Source organism: Lelliottia sp. JS-SCA-14, from assembly GCF_035593345.1.
Lineage (GTDB): Bacteria > Pseudomonadota > Gammaproteobacteria > Enterobacterales > Enterobacteriaceae > Enterobacter > Enterobacter wanjuensis.
This window is the reverse complement of record NZ_CP141606.1, coordinates 3,028,089-3,041,700: the sequence shown is the minus strand read 5'-3', so window position 1 is coordinate 3,041,700 and position 13,612 is coordinate 3,028,089. Positions and strand designations below refer to the sequence as shown.

Here is a 13,612-nt window from a genome sequence, read left to right as displayed (position 1 = left end):
AAAATTGGCAGGCCCGCGGAATTCATGCCTTTGAATGAGAGATGAGAAAGTACTTAGGTGTTAATCCATGATTATTCAGATAATGAGTGCGCGGCAGTAAAATAACGAGAGTCCTGTGCTACGTTTAATAACATCCCTTTCATTTCTTCGTACCCGGTGGTGGTGCTTATTCCTCTGTGTTCCACGACCTGTAGTGTTATTCATTACTTTTCTTATTGGTAATAAAAGGATGCTCACTATGTACAGAAATATTCTGGTTCCGGTCGATGTCTATGAAATCGGCCTGGCCGATAAGGCGCTGGCCCATGCCCAGTTCCTCGCGCAATCCTCCTCGGCGGATATCCATTTACTGCACGTCATCCCCAAATTCTCGCCCGAACTGACCCGCGGGTTTATCTCCGACGCGCGGAAAATGGATGACTACATGATTAATAACGCAAAAGAAAAACTTACCGCCCTGGCGCAAAAAACCGCTTTTCCACAGGATCGCATTCATTTTCACGTCCGCAGCGGCAACGTCCGCGATGAAGTGACAAAACTCGGCGACGAGCTGACGGCGGACGTGATCATTATCGGCTCGCGCAACCCCAATATTCAGACCCATTTACTCGGCTCGGATGCAGCCAATATTGTTCGCTACGCGCACGTGCCGGTATTTGTTGTGCGTTAAGGGCAAAGGGCGATTTTCGTTGCAGGACGTGAGGACGAAATAATGAATACAGAAAAACCGGGCCAGCCGTTTTACCGGCTCTCCGTAGAAGAAACCCTGGCACAAACCAACAGCTCCGCCGACGGCATTTCCGGCGCGGACGCCACGGCGCGTCTCGCGCAGTACGGGGAAAATGCCCTGCCGCAAAAACCGGGAAAACCCGCGTGGCTGCGGTTTTTAGCGCACTTCAATGATGTGCTGATCTATGTCCTGCTGGCCGCGGCGTTGCTCACGGCGGTGATGGGTCATTGGGTCGATACTCTGGTGATCCTCGGCGTGGCGGTAATCAACGCCCTGATCGGTCACATCCAGGAGAGCAACGCTGAGAAATCCCTGCAGAGTATCCGCAATATGCTCTCAAGCGAGGCCGTCGTGGTGCGTCAGGGGAATCACGAAACCATCCCGACCACCGCGCTGGTGCCTGGCGATATCGTGGTGATCCGCGCGGGCGATCGCATTCCCGCCGACCTGCGACTGCTCGAAGCCCATAACCTTCGGGTGGAAGAGGCGATCCTGACGGGTGAATCGACCGTCGTGGAAAAAAGCACCGAGCGGCTGGAAGGGGAGTTACCGCTAGGGGATCGCACCAACCTGCTGTTCTCCGGCACCACGGTCAGCTCGGGCGGCGGGAAAGGGATCGTCGTGGCGACGGGGGGCGATACGGAGCTCGGTCATATCAACCAGATGATGGCCGATATCGAAAAACACCGCACCCCGCTGCTGGTGCAGATGGATAAGCTCGGCAAAGCCATCTTCATTATTATCCTGGTGATGATGGCGGCGCTGTTTGTCTTCAGCCTGCTGTTCCGCGATATGCCGGTGTCGGAACTGATGCTGTCGCTCATTAGCCTGGCGGTGGCCTCGGTCCCGGAAGGTCTGCCGGCGATTATCTCGATTATCCTTTCCCTCGGCGTGCAGACGATGGCGCGGCAGAAGGCGATTATCCGCAAACTGCCGACGGTCGAAACTCTGGGTGCGATGACGGTGATCTGCTCGGATAAAACCGGCACCCTGACCATGAACGAGATGACCGTCAAAGCGGTGATCACGGCGGATAAAATCTACCGCGTCGAGGGCGACAGCTACGAGCCGGTCGGGAATATTCATCCCATCGATGACCCTACGCCGGTGACGGTGGCCCACGGCTCGCTGCTGGAGCGCTACCTGCGCACCATCGATCTCTGTAACGACAGTCAACTGATGAAAGACGATCAGGGGCTGTGGAAAATTACCGGCGGGCCGACGGAAGGGGCGCTGAAAGTTTTAGCCGCCAAAGTGCCACTCCCACCTGTGCAGACGGAGCTGCGCAGCAAAATCCCGTTTGATTCCCTCTACAAATACATGTCGACCCTGCATCGCATCGGCGATGAGGAGATGATTTTGATTACCGGCGCGCCGGACGTGCTGTTCAGGCTCTGCCAGCACCAGCAGACGGAAAATGGCCTTGAGCCGCTCAACCAGCCCTACTGGGAAGCGCAGATCGAAGAGTACGCGCGTGAAGGGTTGCGCATGGTGGCGGCGGCCTGGAAACCGGCCGGTGTGGATCAAACCACGCTCGATCACCCGGATCTGCAGCAGGGCGTGATCCTGCTCGGGATTGCCGGGATGATGGACCCGCCGCGACCGGAAGCCATTACCGCCATCGGCGACTGCCTGCAGGCGGGCATCCGCGTGAAAATGATCACCGGCGACCACCCGCAAACGGCGATGAGTATCGGCAAAATGCTGGGCATCGGTAACGCCGGGAACGCGATCACCGGGCGCGAGCTGGAGGTGATGGATGACCAGCAACTGAGCGACGCGGCGCAGAAATTTGATATCTTTGCCCGCACCAGCCCGGAGGATAAATTCCGCCTGGTGCAGGCCCTGCAAGCGAAGAAAGAGGTGGTCGGGATGACCGGGGATGGCGTTAACGATGCGCCTGCCCTGAAACAGGCTGACGTCGGTATCGCCATGGGTATCAAGGGCACGGAGGTGACGAAAGAGGCGGCGGATATGGTGCTCACGGATGACAACTTCGCCACCATCGCCAGCGCGGTTCGCGAAGGCCGTCGGGTCTACGATAACCTGAAAAAAACCATTCTGTTCATCATGCCGACTAACCTGGCGCAGGGGCTGCTGATTATTATTGCCCTGCTGGCGGGCAACCTGATTCCGCTGACGCCGGTGCTGATCCTGTGGATGAACATGGCGACTTCCGCCACCCTGTCGTTCGGCCTGGCGTTTGAGGCGGGCGAGAAGAACATCATGAAACGCCCGCCGCGCAACCCGAATCTGCACGTCATGGACGGGTTTGCCATCTGGCGTGTGATCTTCGTCGGGTCGATGATCGCCGTCAGCGCCTTTGTGCTGGAAGCCTGGCTGCAACCGCGCGGCTATTCGCCGGAGTTCATCCGCACCGTGCTGCTGCAGACGCTGGTGACGGCCCAGTGGTTCTACATGCTGAACTGCCGCGTCTCGGACGGATTCTCATTAAGCAAAGGCCTGCTGGCGAACCGGGGTATCTGGATCGTGACCGGCGTTCTGCTGGTGCTGCAACTTTTAATCATCTACGCGCCGTTTATGCAGATGCTGTTCGGCACAGAATCGCTGCCGTTCCGCTACTGGGTGATCACCTTTATTATCGGTTTTGTGATGTTCTTAATTGTCGAAATCGAAAAACCGCTGACGCGCAGATGGCGGGTGGAAGCGAAGGGGTAGAACGGTAGGCCGGGTAAGGCAAAGCCGCCACCCGGCAATTTACCAAACGCAGAAAAGCAAAAAGCCTGCTTTAAAAGCAGGCTTTTCAAATTTGGCTCCTCTGACTGGACTCGAACCAGTGACATACGGATTAACAGTCCGCCGTTCTACCGACTGAACTACAGAGGAATCGTGTGAACGGGGCGCATATTATCGACCCCGATAACGCTTGTCAAAGGGGAGATCGACCTCCTGTGATCGTTTGCTGACAATTTCAGCAAAGTGCTCTCTTTCCCGACAAAATGCACACTTCTGGTGCAGCCATACCCCTAATGGGGCAGATCGCAAACCACTGTTTCCGTCATCAAACCGCCTCCAGTGATTAGATTTCCTTATTTTCAGCCGCTTAGCGCACTCATCGGTCCTCCTGCAAAAACTGGCACCCATATTGCAAAAACCTTCTTAACAATGAGCGCCAGTACCGGCACTGTATTTTAACAGGGGGCAAAATGAACTTAAGACGACTGAAATACTTCGTAAAAATCGTCGATATCGGTAGCCTGACCCAGGCCGCGGAAGTGTTGCATATCGCGCAGCCTGCGCTGAGCCAGCAGGTGGCCACTCTGGAAGGTGAACTGGACCAGCAGCTGTTGATCCGCACCAAGCGCGGCGTCACGCCAACCGAAGCCGGTAAGATCCTCTATACCCATGCGCGCACGATTCTGCGCCAGTGTGAACAGGCGCAGCTGGCCGTGTGCAACGTCGGCCACACCCTGAGCGGGCAGGTGTCGATTGGCCTGGCGCCAGGCACTGCCGCCTCGTCCATTACCATGCCGCTGCTGCAGGCCGTTCGCGCCGAGCTGCCGGAAGTGCTGGTCTATCTGCATGAAAACAGTGGGTCGGTGCTGAACGATAAACTGCTTAACGGTCAGCTGGATATGGCCGTGCTCTACGATCGCTCGCCGATTGCAGGGATCACCAGCCAGCCGCTGCTGAAAGAAGATCTCTATCTGGTAGGGACGCGCGACTGTCCGGGTCAGAGCATCGATTTAACGGCGGTTGCCGAGATGAATCTGTTCCTGCCGCGCGACTACAGCGCCGTGCGTCTGCGCGTCGACGAAGCCTTCTCCCTGCGCCGACTGACGGCCAAAATCATCGGCGAGATCGACTCTATTTCCACCCTGACCGCCGCGATTGCCAGCGGAATGGGCGTCACGGTGCTGCCGGAATCTGCCGCGCGCTCCCTGTGCAGCGCCGCGAACGGCTGGATGGCGCGGATCACCACGCCGTCCATGAGCCTGCCGCTGTCCCTGAATATGTCCGCGCGCGGCTCCCTGTCACCGCAGGCACAGGCGGTGAAAGAGATCCTGATGTCGCTGGTCAGCCGTCCTTCGCTGGAGAATCGTGAACTGCAGCTCGTGAGCTGATATTCCATAAAGGAATAAGATGCTGGTTTTTATTATTTGTTCTGCAGGTCTGCTGACTCTAACAATAGGGCTATGTCAGATGCGCCGGAGTGAATCGTGAATTTCCAGCAACTTAAAATTATCCGTGAGGCGGCCAGGCGGGACTACAACCTGACCGAAGTCGCCAACATGCTTTACACCTCTCAGTCAGGCGTCAGCCGCCACATCCGCGAGCTGGAAGAAGAGCTGGGCATCGAGATTTTCATCCGTCGCGGGAAACGTCTGCTGGGGATGACCGAGCCCGGCAAGGCGCTGCTGACCATCGCGGAGCGGATCCTCAACGAAGCCAGCAACGTCCGCCGTCTGGCGGATCTCTTCACCAACGATGCGTCCGGGGTGCTGACCATCGCCACCACCCACACCCAGGCGCGCTACAGTTTGCCGCCGGTGATCAAGGCGTTTCGCGAGCTGTTCCCGGATGTTCGCCTGGAGCTGATTCAGGGCACCCCGCAGGAGATTGAAGTCCTGCTGCAAAACGGCGGGGCGGATATCGGTATCGCCAGTGAACGTCTGAGCAATGACCCGCTGCTGGTGGCGTTCCCCTGGTTCCGCTGGCACCACAGCCTGCTGTTGCCCGTCGACCATCCTCTCCATCAGGTTTCGCCTCTCACCCTCGAAGATATCGCCAGATGGCCGCTGATCACCTATCGGCAGGGCATCACCGGGCGTTCACGCATCGACGAAGCCTTTAACCGCAAAGGGTTAACGCCGGATATCGTGCTCAGCGCGCAGGATTCGGATGTGATCAAAACTTACGTTGAACTCGGACTGGGTATCGGGCTGGTGGCCGAACAGTCGGGCGGCGAACGTGAGCTGGGCGATTTGGTGCGACTGGACACGCGTCATCTGTTTGATGCCAACACCGTCTGGCTGGGGCTCAAGCGTGGACAGCTGCAGCGCAACTACGTCTGGCGCTTTATCGAACTCTGTAACGCCGGGCTGTCGGTGGATGAAATCAAGCGTCAGGTCATGGAGACAGAAGAGGTGGCGATCGATTACCAGATTTGATCGCTAAACGGACGAAAGCCAGAAGCCTGCCCGCGTGCAGGCTTTTTGTTTTGGGGCGCGCTTAGCCAGCCTGACCAATTGCAGGTATAATCCCTGCAAATATTGATCAGGTTCAGATACGAAGATGACAAAACTTACCTTACAAGAGCAGATGCTCAAAGCCGGACTCGTCTCCAGCAAAAAAGTGGCCAAGGTTCAGCGAACCGCCAAAAAATCCCGCGTTCAGGCCCGTGAGGCCAGAGAAGCCGTGGAAGAGAATAAAAAAGCGCAGATGGAGCGTGACAAACAGCTGAGCGAGCAGCAGAAACAGGCGACGCTGGCGAAAGAGTTTAAAGCGCAGGTGAAGCAGCTGATTGAGATGAACCGCATCGATGTTTCAAGAGGCAACATCGACTTCAACTTCACCGACAATAATCTGATCAAAAAAATCGCCGTCGATAAGCAGACGCAGGCGCAGCTGATCAACGGTCGTCTGGCAATTGCCCGCCTGGTGGTGGACAGCAGCGGCAAGAGCGAATATGCGATTATCCCTGCCAGCGTGGCCGATAAAATCGCCCAGCGCGATGCGGACAGTATCGTCCTGAACAGTGCGTTGAGTCAGGAAGAGCAGGACGAAGACGATCCGTATGCAGATTTCAAAATCCCTGACGATCTGATGTGGTAAGGATTTTCGCCGTTAGAACGGTGGAGTATGGCGGGCGCAGACCCCCTCCCCGCTGACGGGATGCACGAAATCCAGCTCGCTGGCATGCAGCATCAGCCGCGGCGTCTGTTCTGTACCCGGGAGCAGAAGGCCGCCATACAGATCGCAGCCCAGAATAGGGTGGCCCAGCTGCTGGCAGTGAATGCGCAGCTGGTGGGTCCGCCCGGTCTCCGGGGTTAGCTCTACCCGCGTCAACGGCAGTAACTCACGGTAAAAACGATCAACCACCCGGTAGCGAGAGCGGGCGGGTTTGCCGCTAACAGAACATATCGACATCAGCGGGAACAGGGCCGGATCTTTGGCTATCGCCGCGTCTATCACCCCTTCATCATTATCCAGATGCCCGCAGAGCAGGGCGCTGTACACCTTCGTCACCGTGCGTTCGCTGAACTGCTGGCACAGTGCGGCGTTGATCGCTTTGTTGCGGGCCACCACCATCAAACCAGACGTACCGAAATCCAGACGGTGAACCAGCGTGCAGCCGGGGAAGATCTTCACCAGCCGGTGATGCACCGAATCGAGATTCTGCGGGTTTTTCCCCGAGAGGCTCAGCAGCCCGGCGGGCTTGTTGATCAGCACCAGATGTTCGTCCTGAGAGACAATTTCAATCTGGTCATGGCACGGTGGGGCAACAAAGGTATCGATAATGGGTGACATCAGGCTGACCGGGCAGAGAAGGGGAACGGATGATAACGAATTTTCAGAACGCTGGCGAACATAACAAAAAGCCCGCTCAGGTTTACCTGAGCGGGCTTCTCTAAATATGGCTCCTCTGACTGGACTCGAACCAGTGACATACGGATTAACAGTCCGCCGTTCTACCGACTGAACTACAGAGGAATCGTGTGAACGAGGCGCATGTTAATGGCCTCGCTATTTTGTGTCAACACTAAATTCAACACGCTGATTCAAATGATTAATTAAGACTCAACCTGCTGTTTTAGTGTACTTGAGTGGGGGATTGTCCGTCAGGGCCTGCATTTTCACGCAGGCGCTGCAGCGGGTCCTGCTGGTAAAAATGGCAAAAACGCTGCCACAGCGCGGGGAAGCGTGGGGCAAACAGTTCGGGCGCGCTGAAGAAATATTCCGACAACACGGCAAAGCACTCCGCCGGATCGGTCGCGGCGTAAGCATCAATGCTGGCCGCGCTTTCACCGACAAGATCGATCTCATCCTGGATGTTATTCATCGCTGCATGCAGATCATGCTCCCAGCCCGCCACTTCCCGCAGAGGAATAAAGGGCACGCCGCTGGCGCGATCGCCGTTGCGGGTATCGAGCTTATGGGCCACTTCATGAATAATCAGGTTAAAACCGGAGGCGTCGAAAGAGTCCTGGATGTCCAGCCAGTTGAGGATAATCGGGCCCTGCTGCCAGCTCTGCCCGGACTGGACGACGCGCTGATTGTGCACCAGCCCAATATCATCTTCCCACTCGTCATCGACCACGAAAGGCGCGGGATAGATCAGCACTTCATGGAAGCCGTCGAGCCACTCAAAGCCCAGCTCAAGCACAGGCAGACAGAAGAGGAGGGCGATACGCGCGCTTTTTAGCGCATCCAGCTCAAAACCCTGAAGCGGGACGAGGCGTTTTTGCTGTAAAAAACGATCGGCTAACTGAACCAGTCGGGTTTGCTCATCGGGGTCGAGACTGGCGAGTACCGGAATAGCCAGCGCCTCTTCCCACGGAAAAGTCGTGTTCGGTGCGGTTTCGTTCGATTTCCAGGGCCACTTAATCATCGCTTCGCTCGCAAACTCATCACTTGAACATAAATGCAGGATAAGGAACTTTTAAAATGCCAAATTACCTGGCATCATGGCAACCACTAAAACGGAGAGATGCCAGAGCGGCTGAATGGACCGGTCTCGAAAACCGGAGTAGGGGCAACTCTACCGGGGGTTCAAATCCCCCTCTCTCCGCCATTTCCTTGCTTTATCGTCATACCCTTCATCAGACATCCCGCACCGCCCTCATTCTGACTGAGATCGGAACCAGGATGCGCCGGAAGTTCGCAGGAGTCTAGCCTTACTACTTTTTCAAGTCATTGATGTTTTATGTAACTTGAGAGAGATATCTAGCTTTTAACGCTTTTATCACTTTTTCAGACGGCCCTTTTGCCATACTGGTGCCGACACAGCGTCCCGACATTGCGTTTGTGACTTTTAGTGCCCGTGTGCAGGTAGAGCGGTTTGGCCTCATGCACCCAAAAGCTGTCACCTGCCTGCATCTGCTCATTAAATATCGTTGCCTCAGGATACAGCGCGCGCAACCGACCGCTGCTCAGGCCAAACCACTGGCGTGAAACCGCGCGTAATTCCTGCGTGGTCAGAAGCTTGCCGCCGAGACGGGCGCAGTGCTCGCGGGCGCTGGCGAAATTTTTATCCAGAATGCCATCCCCTGTCAGCCAGGTGTCGACGAAAAAGTCGTGGCTCTGCGTATTGCCTGTCTTGAGATTTTTCAGCGTTAGCGTCATGGCTCTTTCATCGGCGCGCGGCTGGCGGACCATCTGCAGCTGTACGCGTCCCTCCGCTGGCTGCGCTTTAATCACCATCCAGTCGTGATTCACGCTAAATTTGACGTCGTTGAGATTGAGCGATTCACGGGTGCTGCTCATCGTGACATAAGCCCCGGTAAACCCCGTGCTCAACATATCCACCGTTCGAAATCCTGGCATGCTGGGCGAGTGAAAGCTGATATGACGGAGATAGTCAGGGGCCACAGGCTCCGCCGATACGCTCAGCGGGAGCAGCAGGGGAAGCGTCGCGGCGGCGCGGCGGAGAATATTCATGACAACGATCCCTCCAGGCGGCCAGCGGAGACTTCCCGGTCAAGCACGCGGGCCTCTTTATTCTGAATTGTGCCTGCGGATTTCAGCACAATAAAGATCAGCAGCGTGCAGGCGAGAAAGGCGGCTAAATAATAACCGCTCATCAGCAGATACCCCGCCAGCGAGATATAAATCAGTCCGCTCACGGCGCTGGTCAGGGCCACATTGACGGCCACTTTTTCGCTTCGCCTGAAGGAGACGCCAATCAGCGCGGCGATGAAGATCAGACTGAGGACAACGCCCACGGCGGGAATGCTGCAGATTGCTGCCGCGATGATAAACAGCAGCGTCTGATATTTGCGCAGCAGGGGTTTGTTGGCAAAGAAGTCGGTTTCATGGAGGGTTTGCGTGGAAATGTTGAACAGTCGTACCAGACGCTGTTTTCGCAGTAACAGACGCACGCGTTGACCGGTTTTGAGTTGCTTCAGCACGTTCGCCGGGATCTCAAAGACTTCCCTTTGCTCGCCGCATCTGAGGACAACAGAATTCCACTGGATGTGTTCAATCTCGCCGATCAGGAGTTTTTTTTCCATTTACCATTATCATCGTTAACAGAGTAACTGCTTGAATTTCCTGCGCCCGATTGTAGGGAATCGAGCCTGTAGAAATGTAAATAACTCTGCGGGATTCATAAGGTATTGTGGAGATTGTTCAGGGCGGTCGATAAACCAAAAAAAGCCAGGCATCAGCCTGGCCTTTCACTCTTGTGTTTCAATCAGCGCTGCGCACAACCCGCGCACTGCTTGTTCTGGATCTGCTGGAAGAAGTCGTTACCTTTGTCATCCACCAGGATAAACGCCGGGAAGTTCTCGACTTCGATTTTCCAGATCGCTTCCATACCCAGTTCAGGATAAGCCACGCACTCCAGACTCTTGATGCTGTTCTGCGCCAGCACCGCTGCCGGGCCGCCGATGCTGCCGAGGTAGAAACCGCCGTGCTTATGACAGGCATCCGTCACCTGCTGGCTGCGGTTGCCTTTCGCCAGCATCACCATGCTTGCGCCGTTTGCTTGCAGTAAATCCACATACGAGTCCATACGACCCGCGGTGGTTGGACCCAAAGAACCAGAGGCGTAACCTTCTGGGGTCTTCGCCGGGCCCGCGTAGTAGATCGGGTGATCTTTCACGTACTGCGGCAGTTCTTCGCCGTTATCCAGCAGCTCTTTCAGCTTCGCATGAGCGATATCACGCGCCACGATAATGGTGCCGTTCAGGGACAGACGAGTCGAAACCGGATGGGCAGAGAGCTGCGCCAGGATCTCGCTCATCGGCTGGTTCAGGTTAATGCTGACCACTTCGCCTTCACCCTGCTGACGCAGTGATTCAGGAATGTACTGGCCCGGATTGTGTTCCAGTTTCTCAATCCAGATCCCGTCGCGGTTGATTTTCGCTTTGATGTTACGGTCAGCCGAGCAGGAGACGCCCATGCCGACAGGGCAGGAGGCGCCGTGGCGCGGGAGGCGGATCACGCGGATATCGTGGGCGAAGTATTTCCCGCCGAACTGCGCGCCTAAGCCTAAGTTCTGCGCTTCCAGCAGCAGCTCCTGTTCCAGCTGAACATCGCGGAACGCCTGACCGTGCTCGTTACCTTCCGTCGGCAGGCCGTCGTAGTAGCGAGTCGAAGCCAGTTTCACGGTTTTCAGCGTGCTTTCCGCGGAAGTCCCGCCAATCACAAAGGCGATATGGTAAGGAGGGCAGGCCGCTGTCCCCAGAGAGCGCATCTTCTCGACCAGGTAATTTTTCAGTTTGGCCGGGGTGATCAGCGCTTTGGTTTCCTGATAGAGATAGGTTTTGTTCGCGGAACCGCCGCCTTTCGCCATGCACAGGAACTTGTACTCATCCCCGTCCACGCTGTAGAGGTCGATCTGCGCCGGCAGGTTGGTGCCGGTGTTCACCTCTTTATACATATCCAGCGCGGCGTTCTGAGAGTAGCGCAGGTTATCTTCGATGTAGGTGTTGTACACGCCCTGGCTCAGGGCTGCTTCGTCACCGCCGCCGGTCCAGACGCGCTGGCCTTTTTTACCCATGATGATCGCCGTACCAGTGTCCTGACAGGTCGGCAGCACGCCTTTGGCCGAGATTTCAGAGTTGCGCAGGAACTGCAGGGCGACGTATTTATCGTTCTCGCTGGCTTCCGGATCATTCAGGATCGCCGCAACCTGTTTCTGGTGCGAAGGGCGCAGCATAAAGGCCGCGTCGTGGAACGCCTGCTGAGCGAGTAACGTCAGGGCTTCGGGCGCAACCTGGAGAATTTCCTGGCCGTTGAATTCCGACACAGAGACGTGCTCTTTGGTCAGCAGGTAGTATTCGGTGTCGTCATGGGCGAGAGGGAACGGATTCTGATAGTAAAAGGCTTTGTTCGACATTGCGTATCACTCCATAAAATTAAACCGCCGGAGAGTGTGCCCCGGCGGTTATGAATCAGAACATCATGGACATCCACGGATAACCAATCAGCAGCAGGGCCGCCAGGAAGATGGCGCCAAAGATAGTCCCGAGACGCCAGTAATCTTTGGTCGGCAGGTAGCCGCTGCCGTAGTAAATCGGGCTTGGGCCGGTGCCGTACGGGGTGATGATCCCCATGATACCCAGTGAGGTCACCATCAGCAGGACGAACACTTCCATGTTGATACCTGGGATGGTAGCGGCGATGGTCAGCATCGCTGGCAGCAGCGCGGTGGTGTGCGCGGTGGTGCTGGCAAACAGGTAATGCAGCAGGTAGAACGCCAGCAGCAGGACGATAGTCGCCACACCCGGCGAGATACCGCTCATCAGCAGGCCGCCTTCTTTACCCAGCCAGGCGATGAAGCCGGTGGAGGAGAGGCCGTCCGCAAGGGCGACTAAGGTAGCGAACCAGACAAAGGTGTTCCACGCGGCTTTGTTGCCGGTGATGTCGTTCCACTCCAGCACGCCGGTCCACAGCATCAGGCCAACAATCAGCAGGGCAGCCAGGGCCGGTTCAATCCACGCGGCGGCGAAAATCCACATCATCAGCGCACAGCAGACGAAGACCAGCAGCAGGATTTCGTTACGCGACAGTTTGCCCAGTTTCTCCAGCTCACGACAGGCCCACAGCGGCACTTCGTCGTTGACTTTGACTTCTGGCGGGTAGAACCAGTAGGCCAGCAGCGGCATCACCAGAATCAGCAGTACACCCACCGGCAGGAAGGCGATGAACCAGGTGCCCCAGGAGATGTTGATACCCACGATGCTTTTCACCAGCGCCAGGGCCAGCAGGTTAGGGGCCAGCGCAGAGAGGAACATGGAGCTGGTAATACAGGCCGCGGTGATCGCCACCCACATCAGGTAAGAGCCAATTTTGCGCGAGCTCGGGTCGTTTGGTTTTGAACCGTACAGCGGCGGCAGGTTAGCGATGATCGGGTAGATAGTCCCGCCGCTGCGCGCCGTGTTGGATGGGGTGAACGGCGCCAGCAGCAGATCCGCGAAGGTGATCGCGTAACCGAGCGTCAGGCTGCGACGGCCGAGATATTTCACCAGAATCAGCGCCAGACGGCGGCCAAAGCGGGTTTTATCGTAGCCCGCAGCGAACATGAATGCGCCGAAAATCAGCCACACGGTGGAGTTACCGAAGCCGCTCACCGCCCATTTAAAGGAGGCACCGGCCAGCTTGAATTTCGGGTCAGCCAGCTGTTCCGGGCTGAACAGCACCCACTGGCTGCACAGGGCGATGGCGACGACGCCGGTCAGGCCAATGACGGCACCCGGCAGCGGTTCGAAGATCAAACCGACGATCACGCCGACAAAGATCGCGAAATAGTGCCAGGCATACGGCGGTAACCCTTCAGGCACCGGCACAAACAGGAGCAGGACGGCAACGATAATGGGCAGCGCCATCATCAGCAGACGTTTGTTGTTTCCGTCTTTTGGCTTGCTCGCCACTGGGGGCGTTACAGCAGTTTTATCATTCATAGGATTGCTTCTTAAGTTGTCAAAAATTCGGGTGATAAAAAACACAGCGCGACTTTTTTAATTTATTTACTTTCTTTAGTTTTAAAAGGTGCGTTGTGGTTATTTCGTAAAAGGCTATTTAACGCATTTTGCGAAGCGCTAAATTAAAAATTAATGATGTTTATATACTGCGCCTTTCGATGCCAGTGGAATTGATCGCGATCAATAAAATAGAAATGCAGAGGAGTTTTTAAGCTATTTATAATAACCCTATTGAGTTATGTGGATATTATCCATTTTGTTTGGTTAATTG

At 56.1% G+C, this 13,612-nt stretch carries 11 protein-coding genes and 3 tRNA genes; 6 read left to right on the top strand and 8 right to left on the bottom strand.

The features are described 5' to 3' along the window. The first annotated feature begins 238 nt into the window (after positions 1 to 238). Together U9O48_RS14300 and U9O48_RS14295 are read left to right on the top strand one after the other, a co-directional pair. Positions 239 to 670, top strand: coding sequence for a universal stress protein (locus U9O48_RS14300; RefSeq protein ID WP_282494024.1), 432 nt, complete (start codon positions 239 to 241; stop codon positions 668 to 670). 42 nt (positions 671 to 712) lie between these two features. Beyond that, the gene (locus U9O48_RS14295) at positions 713 to 3,409 is read left to right on the top strand and encodes a cation-transporting P-type ATPase (RefSeq protein WP_324722692.1); all 2,697 of its coding nucleotides are present in this window, start codon (positions 713 to 715) and stop codon (positions 3,407 to 3,409) included. Between the two features lie 92 nt (positions 3,410 to 3,501). On the opposite strand, the gene U9O48_RS14290 is transcribed toward U9O48_RS14295, so the two are convergent. Further along, a tRNA-Asn gene (locus U9O48_RS14290) sits at positions 3,502 to 3,577 on the bottom strand. 320 nt (positions 3,578 to 3,897) lie between these two features. Here U9O48_RS14290 and nac point away from each other — a divergent pair. The 3 genes from nac (at position 3,898) to U9O48_RS14275 (ending at position 6,526) form a co-directional block, all read left to right on the top strand. Then, positions 3,898 to 4,815, top strand: a complete 918-nt coding sequence (nac, locus tag U9O48_RS14285) for a nitrogen assimilation transcriptional regulator NAC (RefSeq protein WP_095282537.1) — start codon at positions 3,898 to 3,900, stop codon at positions 4,813 to 4,815. Positions 4,816 to 4,911: 96 nt separating this feature from the next. Continuing rightward, positions 4,912 to 5,862, top strand: coding sequence for an HTH-type transcriptional regulator Cbl (gene cbl / locus U9O48_RS14280; RefSeq protein ID WP_282494026.1), 951 nt, complete (start codon positions 4,912 to 4,914; stop codon positions 5,860 to 5,862). 124 nt (positions 5,863 to 5,986) lie between these two features. Beyond that, positions 5,987 to 6,526 carry a DUF2058 domain-containing protein gene (locus U9O48_RS14275; RefSeq protein ID WP_282494027.1) on the top strand — a complete coding sequence of 180 codons (540 nt, stop codon included), beginning with the start codon at positions 5,987 to 5,989 and terminating at the stop codon, positions 6,524 to 6,526. A 12-nt stretch (positions 6,527 to 6,538) separates the two neighbouring features. Here the strand turns inward: U9O48_RS14275 and U9O48_RS14270 are convergent, their stop codons facing one another. The 3 genes from U9O48_RS14270 to mtfA all read right to left on the bottom strand — a co-directional run bounded on the left by U9O48_RS14270 (position 6,539) and on the right by mtfA (position 8,303). Beyond that, positions 6,539 to 7,222, bottom strand: a complete 684-nt coding sequence (locus tag U9O48_RS14270; protein WP_285149394.1) for an RluA family pseudouridine synthase — start codon at positions 7,220 to 7,222, stop codon at positions 6,539 to 6,541. 107 nt (positions 7,223 to 7,329) lie between these two features. Continuing rightward, positions 7,330 to 7,405: transfer RNA gene (locus tag U9O48_RS14265), tRNA-Asn, on the bottom strand. Between the two features lie 100 nt (positions 7,406 to 7,505). After that, complete coding sequence (gene mtfA / locus U9O48_RS14260; protein WP_285144154.1) at positions 7,506 to 8,303, bottom strand: DgsA anti-repressor MtfA; 798 nt, start codon at positions 8,301 to 8,303, stop codon at positions 7,506 to 7,508. Positions 8,304 to 8,396: 93 nt separating this feature from the next. Here mtfA and U9O48_RS14255 point away from each other — a divergent pair. After that, positions 8,397 to 8,486: transfer RNA gene (locus tag U9O48_RS14255), tRNA-Ser, on the top strand. A 179-nt stretch (positions 8,487 to 8,665) separates the two neighbouring features. On the opposite strand, the gene U9O48_RS14250 is transcribed toward U9O48_RS14255, so the two are convergent. From U9O48_RS14250 to U9O48_RS14235, 4 genes are all read right to left on the bottom strand, one after another. Then, positions 8,666 to 9,352 carry a hypothetical protein gene (locus U9O48_RS14250; protein ID WP_324722691.1) on the bottom strand — a complete coding sequence of 229 codons (687 nt, stop codon included), beginning with the start codon at positions 9,350 to 9,352 and terminating at the stop codon, positions 8,666 to 8,668. Next, positions 9,349 to 9,924: a hypothetical protein gene (locus U9O48_RS14245; RefSeq protein WP_324722690.1), complete on the bottom strand. Its 576-nt coding sequence runs from the start codon at positions 9,922 to 9,924 to the stop codon at positions 9,349 to 9,351. Before U9O48_RS14245 ends, U9O48_RS14250 begins: the two co-directional genes overlap by 4 nt. A 182-nt stretch (positions 9,925 to 10,106) precedes the next feature. Then, positions 10,107 to 11,756, bottom strand: a complete 1,650-nt coding sequence (gene fumA, locus U9O48_RS14240; RefSeq protein WP_324722689.1) for a class I fumarate hydratase FumA — start codon at positions 11,754 to 11,756, stop codon at positions 10,107 to 10,109. 55 nt (positions 11,757 to 11,811) lie between these two features. Next, a complete protein-coding gene (locus U9O48_RS14235; RefSeq protein ID WP_282495373.1) occupies positions 11,812 to 13,320 on the bottom strand; it encodes an anion permease in 1,509 nt (502 codons plus the stop codon). Positions 13,321 to 13,612 lie beyond the last annotated feature (292 nt).